We start from the raw sequence: 16,418 nt of genomic DNA, 5'->3' as shown, positions 1-16,418 counted from the left end.
GCCATGAACAGGTCTCTGATCGCCGTCGTCCTCGCGGCCTCATCAATTGCCGCCCTCACCGGCATCGTCGCGGCCAAGGACGAGGCCGCCAGGGATGCGTTGCCGACGGGCAGCTTCAGCCGCGCCGAGGGACTGGCGGCGTGGAAGCGGATCGAAGCCGTGGTGACTCATCCGCGCTGCGCCAACTGCCACGTCGATGCCAAGGCGATCCCGATATGGACGCCGGCGGGCGAAACCAAGCCGCGCGTGCACGGCATGAACATCCACGGCGGAGCGAGCCGCATCGGAACGGAGGCGATCCCGTGCTCGACCTGTCACATGACCTCCACCCAGGCGAACGAGCCGGCCCCGGCGCCGCCGCGCGCCGGCATCGACTGGCAGCTTGCTCCCGTGGCCTTCATCTGGTTCGGCAAGAGTGGCGCGGAGATTTGCGCACAAATGAAGGATCCCAAGCGCAATGGCGGTCGCGACGCCGCCGGCCTCGTCGACCATTTGCGGCACGACGCCTCGTTGAATGGCTTCATTCCTCGTGGCTGGGCACCGGGAGCCGGCCGCTCGACGCCGCCCGGCACCTTCGAGGACCACGTCAAGGACATGGCCATGTGGGGAGCGGCGGGGCAACCTTGTCCGAATTGATCGCTTCGTTGCTGCCGCATTGATGACGCGAGCACGCTGGAGGACGCGTCATAAGGAGCGCCAACCTCCGGAGGCGACATCACTCACCTGCGCAGCAATCCACCAACAGCTGCCAGATCCGCTGCGCCTCGCCTCTCTCGTGGCCTTCCGGCACCTTCTCGGCGCCGGACCGACCATATCCGGCGATGGTGCGGGCTTCACGCGGCACGATCCACCGTTCCGAGATCGGGTCGTACCATTTTCTGATGTTCATCTCAGTCACGGCGATCGACTCACAAATTTCCCAACGGTCGAGCGATGCGCCTCTTTGCGGCCTCATGCGAACCATCCGGCGGCGCGTCGCTCAGTTTACCAATCAGCGGCGCGTATGATGGTTCCAGTCGCTGCATCAGCCCGGCCGGGCCGGATGAAGCGTACGCGGGTGCCGCTCGTGCAGCAGCCGCGCGAGCTCCTCACGCTCGGTTGCCCGTCCCTTCATGGCGGTCTCGAACAGCGCCTCCTGGATGTCGCGAGGCATATCGCCCCACACGTCCATGGCCGCACGCCCGAGCAGGCCCGCAAGGTGATCTACTCCATCGCTCATTCGGCTCTCCTGGTCTGCACACGGGAATGGAACAGCGGCGGCCGTGCAGCGTTCCACTGCCATCATTGTGAAAAGGAGGCGTCTTTTATGGGATTCTTCACCAAGGACATCAAAACGATGGAAGACCTGCTGCTGCACGGGCTGCAGGACATCTATTACGCGGAGCAGCAGATCCTAAAGGCGTTGCCGAAGATGATCGACAAGGCGACCAACAAGGATCTCGTCACCGGACTGAAAGCCCATCTGGACGAGACCAACAAGCAGGTCGAACGGCTCGGCAAGGTGTTCGCGAAGCTCGGCAAGGAGCCCAGCTGCACTCAATGTCCCGCGATCGACGGCATCATCAAGGAGGCCGACGAGACCGCCGGAGAGATCGAGGACAAGGCCGTGCTCGACGCCGCGATCGTCGCCAACGCGCAGGCCGTGGAGCACTACGAGATGTGCCGCTACGGCACGCTGATCGCCTGGGCGGAAGAACTCGGCCACGACGACATCGTGCGCTTCCTCACGACCAATTTGAACGAAGAGAAGGCTGCCAATACCAAGCTGAACACGGTGGCTCTCCGCAAGGGCGTCAACGCCAAGGCTTCCAACGCCGCCTGATCGAGATGCGCCGATTGCGACCTGGCGGCCCGGCTTCCGGCGCCGCCAGGGTTCTTGCGCTGCCCTCATCGCTGCGCTCGCAATGACGGAGTGTGAGGTGATGGCTCGTTCTCCAATTGACGCTGTCATTCCCCGCCTTGTGCGCAATTGCGCACTGGGGCGGGGAATCCAGTACGCCGCGGCGTCTCGATTCATCAACGACGTCTCGGCGTACTGGATCGCCCGGTCAAGCCGGGCGATGACAGTGAGTATGTTGTGGCAGACATGGCTTTGCGGCCTCGCGGCGGATTTCGCCCGAGCTTTGCTTGGTCTCGCTACCCTCCAATCCAAGAGGGCGCAGGGAAGGCCGGGTGCTGGCTCGCACCCGCGGTCCGCTGCGCGAAAAGCACACGCAGAAAGAACCGCACAGCAGCATACAGGTGGTGCCGATCACTCGGCCTTCCCTGCGCAGTGGCTGGACGGCTTATGCCGTGATCTCCCGGGAGCCGACCATTCCTTCTGGCCTCCCTCGCCCCGCGAATTGGATGATGCAGTCTGCCCGGTTGGGCTCGCTCGCACCTTCGCAGGACTTGACCGTAGCAACGACGGCCAGGACCACACGGTTTTGCCGTACGCACGGCCCGCCATTTCGCCGCAGTTTTTCCGGGCCCTGTCGACGAAGCCGGAAACTTACAGACGAGACGAAGCCTAGCAGCGCCGTCGTCTGCACGAAGCCTCGGGCTCACAGGGACTACCCGCCCTGCCCGCGCCTCTCGTGCCGACGCTGCCGCGTCCACCGCAAGCCCGGCTCGCGATGCGTGACGACACATGATCGCCCCTCTTGGTGAGCCGGGATGAACGACACATACGCCGAAACCGAATTTCGGTAAAGTGGAATATTTTTGTGCTGGTGGATTGACAGCGGGCGACACAGGCAAGGCTCTGCCGGGGCCATGGCGCCTTTCTCGACCGAGCAGCGCCCCTGCGGCACCCCTGTTGCACCGCGGAACCATTTGCGCCGCACCATTCAAAAATGAGACTGCCCGTCAAACCAAAGGAGGCGCCAACGCATGCACCGCACCGGACTTCGGTTAGCTTTCCCATCAAAGCCGCGGGCCTTGCGAGAGCCACGCGGCGACAAGAGACGACACACAGGGAGGAGCACGATGTCGAAATGCAGTGTGGGACTGCTCGCGCTGAGCAGCCTGTTTCTTTCAAGCGCAGCGATCGCTCAGGAAAAGATCAAGGTGGGCGTGACCGCGACCCTCGAGGGCACCTACACGGTGCTCGGCGAGGACGGCATGCGCGGCCACCAGACGGCACTCAACGTCCTCGGCAAGAAGGTCGGCGACAAGGAGCTCGAATTCATCGTCGCCTCGACCGACGCAACGCCGGACAGCGCGGTGCGAGCCGTGCGCAAGCTGATCGAGCAGGACAAGGTGCAGATCCTGCTGTCGCCGCTCTCCGGCGACGAAGGCATCGCGGTGAAGAACTTCGCAAAGACCCATCCGGAGCTGACCTTCATCAACGCGGCCTCCGGCGCGCAGGAAACCACTTATGTCGATCCTGCCCCGAACTTCTTCCGCTACAACATGGACGGCGCGCAGTGGCAGGTCGGCCTCGGCAAATACGCCTTTGAGGACAAGAAGTATCGCAAGATCGCAACGGTCGGCGAGGACTATTCCTTCATCTACACCCAGGTGTTCGGCCTCGTGCTCGAGTTCTGCGGCGCCGGCGGACAGGTCACCAACCGGCAATGGGTGCCGCTCGGCACCAAGGACTTCGCCTCGGTCATCGCCGCGCTGCCCGACGATGTCGATGCGATCTATCTCGGGCTCGGCGGTGCCGACGCCGTCAACTTCCTCAACCAGTATCAGCAGGCCGGCGGCAAGGCGCATCTGATGGGCGGCTCCATCATGATCGACCAGACCATCCTGTCGTCGAAGGGCAACGCCAAGAACGCCCTGGTCGGCACCATCGCGGCGAGCGGCCAGGCCGATACCTGGGAGGATCCGGGCTGGCAGAAATTCGTGAAGGCCTATCAGGACGCCTTCCCGCCGAACAAGCGCTTCCCGAGCCCGTCGCTGCTCGCCACCAACTATTACGGCTCGACCATGGCGCTGATCCTGGCGCTGCGTGAGGTCAATGGCGATCTCTCCAACAACCAGGCCAAGTACAAGGAAGCCCTCGCCAAAATCGAGATCGATGCGCCGAACGGCAAGATCAAGCTCGACTCCAACCGGCAGGCGATCGGCACCAACTTCGTCACCGAAGTCGTCGATGACGGCAAAGGCGCGCTGTTCAGCAAGGTGGTGAAGGTGATCCCGAACGTGAACCAGACGCTCGGCTACGATCCGGCCGTCTTCTCCAAGATCGGGCTGCCGAGCCGTACCGTGCCGGAATGTAAGAAATACTGACGCATCACCTCCGCGATGCACGACCCGGGGAGCGACTTGCTGACGCGGTCGCTCTCCGCTCTTGCAATCTCGTCGGCGTTGTTGAACGCTGAGCGAAAAGACAAGAACATTCGGGAGGGGAAGGCATGAGCCGTGCGCTCGCCGTCTTCCACGGCCGGTTCGGCCGGGCGACGGTTTATCAGTTGAACCGCCCTTTCAATATCCACGCCCATCGTGAAGGTCATCTGATCTTCCATGTTGGCGGCATGCCGGCATGCATCGACGTCTCCGACGGACACCACGATCTCAACGAGACGTCCGTCGTCGCGGTCAATCCCTGGGAGCCGCACAATTTCCTGCCCGCCGATCTCGACGGCGGCGCGATCTTCTTCGTGCTTTACGTCAACGCCGAATGGTTTGCGCCCGATGCATCCGGCACCCACCGGATGCGTTTCGGCCGCACCCAGTTCCGGCGCACGCCGGCCCTCGACAAGCACATCAGGCGTACCGCCGCGCTCGTGTGCGGCGCACCATCGCTCTCCAGCCTCGATTCCGAGCTGCGGCGGCTGATCGACATCTGCTACGACGAAAGCTGGCAGCAGGCCGAGATCGCGCGCGATCCACGCGCAAACGGCTCCGTCACCGATTTCCGCGTGCGCAAATGCATCAAGATGATGTCGGAGAGCCCCGGCGCCGAGATCGAGCTCGATACGATCGCGCGGGAATCCGGCCTGTCGCGGCCGCATTTCTACCGGCTGTTCCGCGTCCAGACCGGCGTGACGCCGAACCTCTATCTCAACACGCTGATCATGGAACATGCGCTCGAAGCGCTGGTGGCGAGCGAAACGCCGATCGCCGACATCGGCTTCGATCTCGGCTTCTCCTCGCAGAGCGGTTTCACCCGCTTCTTCGCCGCCAATGTGGGGATGGCCCCGACCGATTATCGTCGCGCGGCCAAGATTTTGCGCGCCTGAGCGCGGGCCACGAAAAGATACTCACGATCAAACGTCGCCCTCGCAGCCCCGCTAGGATGCGGGCAACGCGATCCCGAAAGAGGGTCGCGACCGACGGGAGCGCGCGTTCATGGTGAGGCTAGCAGCCGCTGCAAGCCTGTCTGACCTGCATTCGGTGGACCTCCGGCGCGGGGCCTGGACTGGCGGGCTGCGCACATGAGCCGCTTTGTCGAACGCCATCCGGCCTGGGCGCTGATCTCGATCATCGCCATTGCCGTCGCGCTGTGGCTGGTCTTCGCGGTCTGGCCGCCGGGCCTCGAAGAAGCCGTCGGCCGCAAGCGCGTCTTCCTCAACGCGGTCTTCAACGGCATCACGCTCGGCGGACTCTACTTCCTCGTCGCCAGCGGCTTCACGCTGATCTTCGGCCTGATGCGCAACGTCAACCTCGCGCACGGCTCGCTCTATCTGTTCGGCGGCTATGTCGGCTACGCCATCAGCACGGCGACCGGCTCCTGGCTGCTCAGCTTCATCGTCGCCTTCATCCTCACCGCGCTGGTCGGCGTCCTGCTCCAGTTGATCGTGTTCCGCCGGATGGAGGGACAGGACCTCAGGCAGACCATGGTGACGATCGGGCTTTCGATCGTGTTCGCCGATCTCATGCTGTGGGCCTGCGGCGGCGACTTCTACCAGATCCAGACGCCGAACTGGCTGATCGGCCCCATCGAGCTGCCGCTGGTCACGGCGATCAAATCCTCCGGCGAGCCGGTCTATCTCCGATATCCGCTGGTGCGGCTGGTGATCTTCGCCGCCTCCGTCGTGATCGGCGTGGCGATGTGGCTCGCGCTCAATCGCACCCGCGCCGGCATGATCATCCGCGCCGGCGTCGACGACCGCGATATCCTCGCTGCGACCGGCGTGCGCATCCAGCTCGTCTTCGTGGCGGTGTTCGCGTTCGGCGCGGGACTTGCGGGCATCGCCGGCGTCGTCGGCGGCACCTTCCAGTCATTATCCCCGGGCGAGGACATCCGCTTCCTGCTCGCCTCCCTCGTCGTCGTGATCGTGGGCGGCATGGGCTCGATCCCCGGCGCCGCGCTCGGCGCGCTGATCATCGGCCTCGCCGAGCAGCTCGGCTCGGTCTACATCCCGACCTATGCCATCGTCGTGACCTTCCTGATCATGGTGCTGGTGCTGGCGATCCGGCCGCAAGGCCTGTTGGCGAGGCGCTGACATGTCGCTCGCCCACGATGCCCGCGTTGCCGTTCGTCCCGCCGATGTTGCGCAGCGGCCCACGCGGACATGGCCGGAGATCAACAATCCCGCCGCCTGGATCGTCGCGGCCATCCTCCTGATCATGCCGCTGATCGCGAGCGGCTTCTTCCTGATCGAGATCTTCGCGACCACGCTGATCCTCGGCATCATGGCGCTCAGCCTAATGTTCCTTGCCGGCTATGGCGGCATGGTCAGCCTGATGCAGCTCACCATCGCCGGTTTCTCCGCCTACATGGTCGCCGTGTTCGGCGTCAGCGGCAACGCCAATATCAGCCTGGGCTGGCCGTGGTGGCTCGCGGTCCCGATGGCGCTGGCGCTGGCGACCGCGTTCGGCACGCTCGGCGGTGCGCTCGCGGTGCGCACCGAAGGCATCTACACCATCATGATCACGCTCGCGATTGGAGCTGCCTTCTACTATTTCACCAACCAGAACTGGGCGATCTTCAACGGCCATACCGGCATCAACACCGTGGCGACGCCGCACTTCTGGGGCGTGAACTGGCGCGCCGACATTCCCTTCTATTATATCGTGCTCGCGGTTGCCGCGCTGTGCTATTTCGCCGTCGAATATCTCTCGCGCGCTCCGTTCGGGCTCGCGCTTCAGGGCGTGCGCGACAATCCACGCCGGATGGCGGCGCTCGGCTTCAACGTCAATGCGCACCGCGTCGCCGCCTATGCCTTCGCCTCCTTCGTGGCCGCGCTCGCCGGCGTCCTCCAGGTCTGGAACTACCGCCAGATCTCGCCGGGCTCGGTCAGCGTCGGCGCCTGCATCGACGTGCTGATCATCGCCGTCGTCGGCGGCATCACGCGTCCGATCGGTCCGTTCATCGGCGCGCTGATCTTCGTGCTGCTGCGCACCTTCGCGCTCGACTTCCTGGTCAGGCTCGGCCTCGACGGCAACCGCTTCCGCCTGCTGATCGGGCTCGGATTCCTCGCCATCGTGTTCTGGTCCTCGGACGGCGTCATCGGGCTGTGGCAGCGCTGGCGCCAGAGCCGGCGTCCGGCTGCAAATCGACCGGGCGGAGGACGCGGCCATGGATAGCGTCGCTCAACGCCTCTCGGCCGTCGGCGCCGGCGCCGCGCTGGAGCTGCGCGGCGTGACGCGGTTGTTCGGCGCGCTCGCGGCGCTGACCGACGTCACCATCACAGTGCGCCCCGGCGAACGCCGCGCCGTGCTCGGCTCCAACGGCGCCGGCAAGACCACGCTGTTCAACTGCATCACCGGCGACTTCGCGCCCTCCTCCGGCACGATCCGCTTCTTTGGCGAGGACGTCACGCATTTCCCGCCCTATGAACGCATCCGCCGCGGGCTGCGCCGGACCTACCAGATCTCGGCGCTGTTCCCCGGCCTCACCGTGCAGGACAATGTCTATCTCGCCTGCCGCGGCGTTTCGCGCGGGCGGTTCTCGCTGCTGCGCCCGGGGCAGAACGATGCCCTGATGCATGCGGCCGACAACCTCGTCCAGGCCGTGCATCTTTCCGCCGTGAAGGACCAGCGCGTGGCGGAGCTCGCACACGGCCAGCAGCGCCAGCTCGAGATCGCGCTCGCGCTCGCCGGCGCGCCGCGCTTCGTCCTGTTCGACGAGCCGGCCGCGGGCCTGTCGCCGACCGAGCGCGCGGAGCTGATCGAGATCCTGACCTCGCTGCCGGCGCATATCGGCTACATCATCATCGAGCACGACATGGACGTTGCCTTGCGCGTCGTCGAGAGCGTCACGATGATGCACAACGGCCGCATCTTCAAGGAGGGCCTGCCGGAAGAGATCCAGTCCGATCCCGAGGTGCAGGAGCTTTATCTCGGAGGCGGCCATGACTGAGGCCCGCCGCTCCGCCGCCGCGCTCGAGGTCCGCGGGCTCGACGTCTATTACGGGCACTCGCACGCCCTGCAAGGCGTCGACCTCACGCTGGAGAGCGGCGTGTTCTCCGTCGTCGGCCGCAACGGCATGGGCAAGACCACGCTGTGCAAGGCGATCATGGGGCTGGTCGGCGTCAGCGGCGGATCGATCCGTGTCCGCGGCGCGGACATCACGAGGCGGCCGCCCGCCCAGATCGCCCGGCTCGGCGTCGGCTACGTGCCGCAGGGACGCCGCCTGTGGCGCTCGCTCAGCGTCGACGAGCATCTGCGGCTGGCCGGCGGCATGCGCTCGGGCGCCTGGACGGTCGAGCGCATCTACGACACCTTCCCGCGGCTCGCCGAGCGAAGGGATCACGGCGGCGGCCAGCTCTCCGGCGGCGAGCAGCAGATGCTGGCGATCTCGCGCGCGCTGCTCACCAATCCGCATCTGTTGATCATGGACGAGCCGACCGAGGGACTTGCGCCCGTCATCGTTTCGCAGGTCGAGGAGATGCTGCTGCGGCTCGGCGAGGACGAGGACATGTCCGTTCTGGTGATCGAGCAGAATATCGGCGTTGCCACCGCGGTCTCGCGCAACGTCGCCATCATGGTCAACGGCCGCATCAATCGCATCATCGATTCGGCGCGGCTCGCCGCCGACCGCGAGCTCCAGCAGCGCCTGCTAGGCGTCGGGCTTCACGCCGAGCTCGAGCCCGATCTCGACATCCCAGCGTTCGGCGCTGAGGCGAAGCCGGCACCGGCGCCGCGCCGCGACGGGCCGATCCGCATCTACGTCTCCAATCCGACACTGCCGACGCGGTGGTCGCAACCGGTGCCGATCGCCCGCATCGAGGCCGCAGCGCGCACGCTCTCGACGCAAGTCGCGCGGCTCGACGAGACGGCGCGGCGCAAGCGCGAGCCGATGGCGGCGCAGACCGCGGGCCCGCCTGTCGTCCTGGTCGTCGGCACGCTCGACACCAAGGGCCTCGAGCTGCGCTTCATCCGCGACATCATCGCCGAAACCGGCCTGCGCACGCGGCTGGTCGACGTCTCGACCAGCGGCAGGCATTCCAGCTGCGATGTCTCCGCGCAGGAGATTGCCCTCAACCACGGCCGCGGCGGCTCAGCCGTGTTCGGCCCCGACCGCGGCGCGGCCGTAACCGCGATGGCCGATGCGTTCGCCAGCTGGCTGCGGCGCCAGGGCAATGTCGCCGGCGTGATCTCGGCCGGCGGCTCGGGCGCGGCGTCGCTGGTGGCCCCCGGCATGCGCGCGCTACCCGTCGGGGTGCCGAAGCTGATCATCTCCTCCGTCGCCTCCGGCGATGTCGGGCCCTATGTCGGCCCCGCCGATATCACCATGATGCACTCGGTCACCGACGTGCAGGGGCTCAACTCGATCTCGCGCGCGGTGCTGGCCAACGGCGCCCATGCGCTCGCCGGCATGGTCAAGGCGCGGCTGGACGCGCGCGCTACGACGGCGCGGGAGGCCGGCGGCCTGCCGTCGGTCGGCATCACCATGTTCGGCGTGACGACGCCGGCGGTGCGGAAGATCGCCGCCGAGCTGCGCGAGGATTTCGAGTGCCTGGTCTTCCATGCCACCGGCGTCGGCGGCCGCTCCATGGAGAAACTCGTCGAATCCGGCCAGCTCGCCGGCGTCATCGACCTCACCACCACCGAGATCTGCGATCTCCTGATGGGCGGCGTGTTTCCAGCGACGGAGGACCGCCTCGGTGCGATCATCCGCACGCGCGTTCCCTATGTCGGCTCGGTCGGCGCCCTCGACATGGTCAATTTCGGCGCGCCCGACACCATTCCCGAGCGCTACCGCGGGCGCAAATTCCACGTCCACAACCCGCAGGTGACGTTGATGCGGACGACCGTGGAAGAGAACGAGCGCATCGGCCGCTGGATCGGCGAGCGACTCAACCAGATGGACGGCCCGGTGCGCTTCTTCCTGCCCGAGGGCGGCGTCTCCGCGCTCGACGCGCGGGGCCAACCGTTCTGGGATCCGGACGCCGATGCCGCGCTGTTCCGCACGCTGGAGCGCATCGTGCGGCAGACCGGCAACCGCCAGCTCATCCGCACGCCCAAGAACATCAACGATCCCGACTTCGCCGCCGCCATCGTCGGTGCATTCCGAACCCTGTTCGGCCGCACCGGCGCGCGGCGGAGACTAACGAGGTGAGCGATGCCAAGGTTTGAACGCGCAGCACTCCTGAGGCGGTTCCGCGAGATGGCGAAGCGCGGCGAGCCGATCGTCGGCGGCGGCGCCGGCACCGGGCTGTCAGCCAAATGCGAGGAGGCCGGCGGCGTCGATCTCATCGTGATCTACAATTCTGGACGCTACCGCATGGCCGGACGCGGCTCGCTCGCAGGCCTGATGGCTTACGGCGATGCCAACGCCATCGTGCTGGAGATGGCCGGCGAGGTGCTGCCCGTGGTCACCAGGACGCCGGTGCTCGCGGGCGTCAACGGCACCGATCCGTTCCGCGACATGGACGCGTTTCTCGACCAGCTGAAGGCGCTCGGCTTTGCCGGCGTGCAGAACTTTCCGACCGTCGGCCTGATCGACGGCACCTTCCGCGCCAATCTCGAAGAGACCGGGATGTCCTACGCGCTCGAGATCGACATGATCGCCAAGGCGCACGACAAAGACATGCTGACGACGCCCTACGTGTTCAGTGAAAAGGAAGCCGCCGCGATGGCGATCGCCGGCGCCGACATCGTCGTCTGCCACATGGGCTTGACGACCGGCGGCTCGATCGGCGCGCAGACCGCATTGAGGCTGAAGGATTGTCCGGCGCAGATCGACACCTGGGCCTCCGCCGCGCTCAGCGTCAACCCCGACATCCTGGTGCTCGCGCATGGCGGCCCGATCGCGGATCCCGCCGACGCCGATTTCATCATGAAGAACACCCGCCATTGCCACGGCTTCTACGGGGCGTCCTCGATGGAGCGGCTGCCCGTGGAGCGGGCGCTGACGGAGCAGGTGCGTCAATTCAAGGCGATCGGCGCGCGCTAACGCCGAAGGTACGAGGGAGGGAAAGATGTCGGGCAATCTGGTCGGTGAATTGATCCTCTGGCTGATCGTCGCGATCGTCGTGATCGTGGTCGGCGTCTACATCGTGAACTGGCTCTACCATCGCTCCTCCAAGGAGACCTCGTTCGTCCGGACCGGTTTCCTCGGCGAGCGCGTGGTGATCAATGGCGGCGCGTTCGTGCTGCCGTTCATCCACGATTACACGCCCGTCAACATGAACGTGCTGCCGATGGGCATCGTCCGCTCCCGGCAGGATGCCGTCATCACCCGCGACCGCATGCGCGTCGACATCGAGGCCGATTTCTACGTCCGCGTCCAGGCGACCCGCGAAGCCGTGTCGATCGCGGCCGCCACGCTCGGCCGCCGCACCATGGAGCCGGGGCAGCTGCATGCCCTCCTCGCCGGCAAGTTCATCTCGGCGATCCGTTCAATCGCCTCCGAAATGACCCTCGAGCAGATGCACGAGCAGCGCGGCGAGTATGTCGCCCGCGTCAAGGCCAACGCGGCGGAGGCCCTCGCCCAGAACGGCCTCGAGCTGGAGTCGGTCGCCATCACCGATCTCGACCAGACCGACCTCGAATTCTTCAACCCCTCGAACCGGTTCGACGCCGAAGGCCTGACCCAGCTGATGCAGGACATCGAGGCCAAGCGGAAGCTGCGCAACGACATCGAGCAGGACTCGATGATCAAGATCCGCGCCCGCAACCTGGAGGCCGAGCGGCAGGCGCTGGAGATCGAGCGCGAGAGCGAGACCGCGCGGCTGGAGCAGGAACGCGACATTGAGATGCGCCGCGCGCTCCAGCGCACGGAAGTGGCCCGCGAGCGCGCATTGCGCGAAACCGAGGCCGAGCAGGCGCAGATCTCCGCGCGCGAGACCATCGAGCGCGCCCGCATCGCCAACGACCAGGCGATCGCGGAAGCCCGCATCGCCTCCGAGCGGGAAACCCGCCAGAAGGAGATCGAGCGGACCCGCACCATCGAGGAAAAGGAGTTGCTGGCGCGCGAGGAGATCGAGAAGACGAGGATCGCCAACCAGCGCTCGATCGACACCACGCGGATCGCATCCGAGCGCGAGGTCCGCCAGCGCGAGATCGAGCGGATGCGGACCGTCGAGGAAGCCGAGATCGCGGCGCGCGAAGCGATCGAGAAGGCGCGGATCCAGCAGGACCGCGTCATCACCGACGCCCGCATCGCCAACGAAGAGGAGACGCGGCGCCGCGAGATCGAGCGCACGCGTGCCGTGGACGAGGCCGAGATCGCCGCCCGCGAGGCGACCGAGAAGGCCCGCATCGCCCAGACGCTGATCGTCAATGTCGAACGTATCTCCTCCGACGAGCGCACCCGCGCGCTGGAGATCCAGCAGGTGCGCACCATCCAGGAGGCCGAGATCGAGGCGCAGCGCGCAGTGGAGGCCGCCCGCATCGCCCGCGAGCGGACGCTTGCCGCCGAGCGCATCGCCGCCGAGCAGAACACGCGGCAGCTGGAGATCGAGCGCAACCAGGCGCTCGACGTCGCCGGCATCGCCGCGCGCGAGACCACGGAGGCCTCACGCATTGCCCAGGAGGAACGTGTGCGCTCGCTGGAGATTGCCCGCAACCGCGCGGTCGAGGAAGCCGACATCGCCTCCCGCGAGGCGATCGAGGCCGCCCGCATCGCCCAGGAGAAGGCCGTCGCGGCCGAGCGCATCCAGGCCGAGCGCGACACCCGCTCGCTCGAAATCGAGCGCACCGGCGTGCTGGAGGCAGCCGAGCTGAAGCGGCGCGACGCCATCGAGCGCCAGCGCATCACCGTCGATCTGGCGCTGGAGGCCGAACGCATCAACTCATCCAAGAAGCGCGAGGTGCTCAACATCGAGCAGAAGAAAGCGATCGAGATCGCCGACGAAGACCGCGTCATCGCTTTGTCGACCAAGAAGTCCGAGCGGATCGATGCCGACCGCCAGGTCCGGCAGGCCGAGATCGTCGCGCGCAAGGAAATCGAGACCACGGACGTCTCGCGCGAGCAGGCGCTGGAGGCGGCTCGCATCGAGCGTCGCCGCTCGATCGAGCAACTCGAGGTCGCCCGCGTTCAATCCTTGCAAGAGGCCGAGATCGCCTCACGCGAGGAAGTCGAACGCGCCCGCATCGCATCCGACCGGGGCCTCGACGAAGCCCGCGTCGGCCGCGAGCGCGAGCTGCGCAAGCTCGAGGTCAATCGCGAAAAGGAGGTCGAGACCGTCCTAATGGAGAAGGCGATTGCGATCCACACGAAATCGCTGGAAGAGTCCGCCGCCAAGGCGTCGGCAGAGGAAGCGCGGATGCGCGCAACCGAAGCCACCGAGCGCGTTATCACGGCGCGCGAGAGCGAGATCGCCAAGCGGCGCAAGACGGTCGAGGTGCTGCTCGCCGAGAAGCAGGCTGAGGAGACCCGGATCGCGGCGGAGGCCGAGCGCGTGCGCGCGGCCGTGGAGGCGGAAGCCCAGCGGATGCTGAACGAGGCCGAGAACGTGCTGACCGACCAGGCGCGCTACTCGCTGTTCCGCCGCAAGCTGCTCGACCGGATCGAGGGCATCGTCCGCGAGAGCGTCAAGCCGATGGAGAAGATCGAGGGCATCCGCATCCTCCAGGTCGACGGCCTCAACGGTAACGGCCATGGCGGCAACGGCGGCCGCAGCGCCACCGACGAGGTGATCGACTCCGCCCTGCGCTATCGCGTCCAGGCGCCGCTGATCGACTCGCTCCTGGCCGATATCGGCGTCGAAGGCGGCAGCCTCGCCAAGATGCCGGGCCTGATCCGCGAGGCGCGCGATATGCAGGGCATCAAGGAGTCCGCACGCAAGGGCGGCGGAGGCGGAGGTGGCGGCGACAAGCCGGCGGCCGCGCCAGCCCCCTCGGCCGAAGGTGGCGAACCGCCGGCCGAGCGCGGGCCGAGGAAGAAGAGCTGAGGTCGCGCCATGGCCCGCGTCTACGTCTCCACCGTCGTCAATGCCCGCAACGACCGCGTCTGGGCGCGGGTGCGCGATTTCAACGGCTTGCCGAACTGGCATCCGGCGATCGCCGAAAGCCGCATCGAGGGCGGCGAGCCCGCCGACAAGATCGGCTGCGTCAGGGACTTTCGCCTGCGCAACGGCGACCGCATCCGCGAGAAGCTGCTCGGCCTCTCCGACTACGACATGTTCTGCACCTATTCGATCCTGGAATCGCCGATGGGTGTCGAGAACTACGTCGCGACCCTGCGGCTCACGCCCGTCACCGACGGCGACCAGACCTTCATGGAATGGACCGCCGAATTCGACTGCGCGCCGGAGCGGGAGACCGAGCTCGTCAGCAATATCGGCGGCGGCGTGTTCCAGGGCGGATTTGATGCGCTCAAGCGCGTGTTCGGAGGCTGACCGTGCCGCATGTCGTCAAGAGCACGATCCTGGACGCGCCGACCGATGCGGTGTGGACCGTGCTGCGCGATTTCAATGGGCACGATCGTTGGCATCCGGTTGTCGCGACCTCCTCGATCGAGCGCGCGCAATCCTCCGACAAGATCGGCTGCATCAGGCGGTTCAAGCTCAATGACGGCTCCGAGCTGCGCGAGCAATTGCTGGCGCTGTCGGACCTGGAACAGTCCTTCAGCTATTGCCTGCTCGATACGCCGGTGCCGATGTTCAACTACGTCGCCCATGTCCGGCTGCTGCCGGTCACCGACGGCGACCGCACCTTCTGGCACTGGGAGTCCCGCTTCACCACCAAGCCGGAGGATCGCGACCGCATCACCCACATGGTCGCAGAAGACATTTACCAGGCCGGATTCGAGGCGATCCGCCGGCATCTGAGGGAGGCCGCATAGTCATGGCCGTGACAGTGAAGACGTTTGCAAGCGCCAGCGAGGCGGCAGGGGCGCTGTCCTCGGACCGCACCGCGCGCTATCTCGGCGGCGGCACGCTGGTGATGCGGGCCTTGAACGAGGGCGATGTCGCGATCTCGACCGTGGTCCGCGCTCAGGACCAGGCGCTGACCCGGATCGACGCCTCGGGGCCGCGCATCACGCTCGGCGCCGGCGTCACCTTCGCGCGCATCCTTGCGGAACGGGACCTCGCCTTCCTGCACGCGCCCGCCCGCTCGATCGGCGGTCCCGCCGTGCGCAACATGGGCACGGTCGGCGGCAATCTCTTCGCGCCCAGCCCCTATGGCGATTTCACCGTGGCACTGCTCGCGCTCGATGCGACCGTCGCCGTCGCGGGCGGCTTTGGCTCCCGCGACATCGCGATCGAAGAGTTCCTGCAGGCGCGCGAACGTCAGGCCGGAACATTGGTGCTGTCGGTGTCCTGCACCCGGCCGGCGAGCAGCGACGCGTTCCGCTATCGCAAGATCGCCCGCATCAAGCCGAAGGGCGGCTCGGTCATCACGCTCGCGGCACATCTGCCGATCAGTGGTGGCCGGATCGCGGGCGCTCGGATCGCGCTGGGATCGATGGCGCCGACCCAGATCCGCGCCCGTGCCGCCGAGCGCGCGCTGGAGGGCCGATCGCTGGACGCCGCAACCGTCGCGGCGGCCGCATCCGCGGCGACTGAGGGAACATCGCCATCCGACAACGCGCTCGGCAGCGCCTGGTATCGCCGCGAGATCGTCGGCGTCCATCTGCGCCGCCTGCTGTCAGGCCAGGAATAGAGCCCATGTCCAAGATACCCCTGCAATTTCGTCACAACGGCCGCGACGTCGCCATCTTCGTCGACGGCGGCACCAATCTGCTGGTGGCGCTGCGCGAGCTGATCGGCGACATGACGCCGAAATTCGGCTGCGGCCAGGGCGGCTGCGGCACCTGCAGCGTGCTGATCGACGGCGAGCTTCATCTCTCCTGCCTGACGCTGGCGGAGACGGTGGCCGGCCGTTCGATCGAGACGCTCGACGGCATGAAGCAGGGCCCGAACCTGCACCCGCTGCAGCGCGCCTTCGCCGACCATTTCGCGGCCCAGTGCGGCTATTGCACGCCGGGCATGCTGATGGCCGCCAAGGCGCTGCTCGACCGCAATCCCTCGCCGAGCCGCGACGAGGTCATTGAAGCCATCTCCGGCAACATCTGCCGCTGCACCGGCTACGAGCCGATCATCAATGCCATCCTGGCCGCCGCGAGCGGCCGGGTCAGCGCCTGAGGTCA

General features: G+C 66.6%; 16 protein-coding genes. 14 read left to right on the top strand and 2 right to left on the bottom strand.

Features of this window, described 5'->3' with window-relative positions:
* Window positions 1-3: 3 nt before the first annotated feature.
* Window positions 4-636: a hypothetical protein gene (locus AABA86_RS23290; RefSeq protein ID WP_338308569.1), complete on the top strand. Its 633-nt coding sequence runs from the start codon at window positions 4-6 to the stop codon at window positions 634-636.
* 79 nt (window positions 637-715) lie between these two features.
* On the opposite strand, the gene AABA86_RS23285 is transcribed toward AABA86_RS23290, so the two are convergent.
* Entirely contained in the window at window positions 716-889 is a 174-nt protein-coding gene (locus AABA86_RS23285) for a hypothetical protein (protein ID WP_338308568.1), read from the bottom strand.
* Window positions 890-1,024: 135 nt separating this feature from the next.
* A complete protein-coding gene (locus tag AABA86_RS23280) occupies window positions 1,025-1,219 on the bottom strand; it encodes a hypothetical protein (RefSeq protein ID WP_338308567.1) in 195 nt (64 codons plus the stop codon).
* 87 nt (window positions 1,220-1,306) lie between these two features.
* Here AABA86_RS23280 and AABA86_RS23275 point away from each other — a divergent pair, with 87 nt between their 5' ends.
* From AABA86_RS23275 to AABA86_RS23215, 13 genes are all read left to right on the top strand, one after another.
* The gene (locus AABA86_RS23275; RefSeq protein ID WP_338308566.1) at window positions 1,307-1,822 is read left to right on the top strand and encodes a YciE/YciF ferroxidase family protein; all 516 of its coding nucleotides are present in this window, start codon (window positions 1,307-1,309) and stop codon (window positions 1,820-1,822) included.
* A gap of 1,145 nt (window positions 1,823-2,967) precedes the next feature.
* Window positions 2,968-4,218: an ABC transporter substrate-binding protein gene (locus tag AABA86_RS23270; protein WP_028143758.1), complete on the top strand. Its 1,251-nt coding sequence runs from the start codon at window positions 2,968-2,970 to the stop codon at window positions 4,216-4,218.
* A 125-nt stretch (window positions 4,219-4,343) separates the two neighbouring features.
* Window positions 4,344-5,171: a helix-turn-helix transcriptional regulator gene (locus AABA86_RS23265; protein ID WP_018318060.1), complete on the top strand. Its 828-nt coding sequence runs from the start codon at window positions 4,344-4,346 to the stop codon at window positions 5,169-5,171.
* Between the two features lie 195 nt (window positions 5,172-5,366).
* A complete protein-coding gene (locus tag AABA86_RS23260) occupies window positions 5,367-6,377 on the top strand; it encodes a branched-chain amino acid ABC transporter permease (RefSeq protein WP_212253336.1) in 1,011 nt (336 codons plus the stop codon).
* Window position 6,378: 1 nt separating this feature from the next.
* Window positions 6,379-7,461, top strand: a complete 1,083-nt coding sequence (locus AABA86_RS23255) for a branched-chain amino acid ABC transporter permease (protein WP_212253338.1) — start codon at window positions 6,379-6,381, stop codon at window positions 7,459-7,461.
* Window positions 7,454-8,236, top strand: coding sequence for an ABC transporter ATP-binding protein (locus AABA86_RS23250; protein WP_338308565.1), 783 nt, complete (start codon window positions 7,454-7,456; stop codon window positions 8,234-8,236). The genes AABA86_RS23255 and AABA86_RS23250 overlap by 8 nt, the downstream gene beginning before the upstream one ends.
* Window positions 8,229-10,439, top strand: a complete 2,211-nt coding sequence (locus AABA86_RS23245) for an ABC transporter permease (RefSeq protein WP_338308564.1) — start codon at window positions 8,229-8,231, stop codon at window positions 10,437-10,439. The genes AABA86_RS23250 and AABA86_RS23245 overlap by 8 nt, the downstream gene beginning before the upstream one ends.
* Window positions 10,440-10,442: 3 nt before the next feature.
* Window positions 10,443-11,276, top strand: a complete 834-nt coding sequence (locus AABA86_RS23240; protein ID WP_104463699.1) for a phosphoenolpyruvate hydrolase family protein — start codon at window positions 10,443-10,445, stop codon at window positions 11,274-11,276.
* A gap of 25 nt (window positions 11,277-11,301) precedes the next feature.
* Window positions 11,302-14,217: a flotillin family protein gene (locus AABA86_RS23235; protein ID WP_338308563.1), complete on the top strand. Its 2,916-nt coding sequence runs from the start codon at window positions 11,302-11,304 to the stop codon at window positions 14,215-14,217.
* Between the two features lie 9 nt (window positions 14,218-14,226).
* The gene (locus AABA86_RS23230) at window positions 14,227-14,664 is read left to right on the top strand and encodes an SRPBCC family protein (RefSeq protein WP_018318067.1); all 438 of its coding nucleotides are present in this window, start codon (window positions 14,227-14,229) and stop codon (window positions 14,662-14,664) included.
* 2 nt (window positions 14,665-14,666) lie between these two features.
* The gene (locus AABA86_RS23225) at window positions 14,667-15,110 is read left to right on the top strand and encodes an SRPBCC family protein (RefSeq protein WP_092253134.1); all 444 of its coding nucleotides are present in this window, start codon (window positions 14,667-14,669) and stop codon (window positions 15,108-15,110) included.
* Window positions 15,111-15,112: 2 nt separating this feature from the next.
* Window positions 15,113-15,931, top strand: a complete 819-nt coding sequence (locus AABA86_RS23220) for an FAD binding domain-containing protein (protein WP_338308562.1) — start codon at window positions 15,113-15,115, stop codon at window positions 15,929-15,931.
* Between the two features lie 5 nt (window positions 15,932-15,936).
* Window positions 15,937-16,413, top strand: coding sequence for a (2Fe-2S)-binding protein (locus AABA86_RS23215; RefSeq protein WP_028143768.1), 477 nt, complete (start codon window positions 15,937-15,939; stop codon window positions 16,411-16,413).
* The last annotated feature ends 5 nt before the right edge of the window (window positions 16,414-16,418 follow it).

Source organism: Bradyrhizobium sp. TM233 (genome assembly GCF_036247965.1).
Taxonomy (GTDB): Bacteria; Pseudomonadota; Alphaproteobacteria; order Rhizobiales; family Xanthobacteraceae; genus Bradyrhizobium; species Bradyrhizobium ottawaense.
Note: the sequence above shows the minus strand (reverse complement) of the source record. Positions and strands in the feature narration are given on the sequence as shown.

Coding starts and splice junctions, on each gene's coding strand:
- AABA86_RS23290 (WP_338308569.1), top strand. CDS start 4: ATGAACAGGTCTCTGATCGCCGTCGTCCTCGCGGCCTCATCAATTGCC.
- AABA86_RS23285 (WP_338308568.1), bottom strand. CDS start 889: ATGAACATCAGAAAATGGTACGACCCGATCTCGGAACGGTGGATCGTG.
- AABA86_RS23280 (WP_338308567.1), bottom strand. CDS start 1,219: ATGAGCGATGGAGTAGATCACCTTGCGGGCCTGCTCGGGCGTGCGGCC.
- AABA86_RS23275 (WP_338308566.1), top strand. CDS start 1,307: ATGGGATTCTTCACCAAGGACATCAAAACGATGGAAGACCTGCTGCTG.
- AABA86_RS23270 (WP_028143758.1), top strand. CDS start 2,968: ATGTCGAAATGCAGTGTGGGACTGCTCGCGCTGAGCAGCCTGTTTCTT.
- AABA86_RS23265 (WP_018318060.1), top strand. CDS start 4,344: ATGAGCCGTGCGCTCGCCGTCTTCCACGGCCGGTTCGGCCGGGCGACG.
- AABA86_RS23260 (WP_212253336.1), top strand. CDS start 5,367: ATGAGCCGCTTTGTCGAACGCCATCCGGCCTGGGCGCTGATCTCGATC.
- AABA86_RS23255 (WP_212253338.1), top strand. CDS start 6,379: ATGTCGCTCGCCCACGATGCCCGCGTTGCCGTTCGTCCCGCCGATGTT.
- AABA86_RS23250 (WP_338308565.1), top strand. CDS start 7,454: ATGGATAGCGTCGCTCAACGCCTCTCGGCCGTCGGCGCCGGCGCCGCG.
- AABA86_RS23245 (WP_338308564.1), top strand. CDS start 8,229: ATGACTGAGGCCCGCCGCTCCGCCGCCGCGCTCGAGGTCCGCGGGCTC.
- AABA86_RS23240 (WP_104463699.1), top strand. CDS start 10,443: ATGCCAAGGTTTGAACGCGCAGCACTCCTGAGGCGGTTCCGCGAGATG.
- AABA86_RS23235 (WP_338308563.1), top strand. CDS start 11,302: ATGTCGGGCAATCTGGTCGGTGAATTGATCCTCTGGCTGATCGTCGCG.
- AABA86_RS23230 (WP_018318067.1), top strand. CDS start 14,227: ATGGCCCGCGTCTACGTCTCCACCGTCGTCAATGCCCGCAACGACCGC.
- AABA86_RS23220 (WP_338308562.1), top strand. CDS start 15,113: ATGGCCGTGACAGTGAAGACGTTTGCAAGCGCCAGCGAGGCGGCAGGG.
- AABA86_RS23215 (WP_028143768.1), top strand. CDS start 15,937: ATGTCCAAGATACCCCTGCAATTTCGTCACAACGGCCGCGACGTCGCC.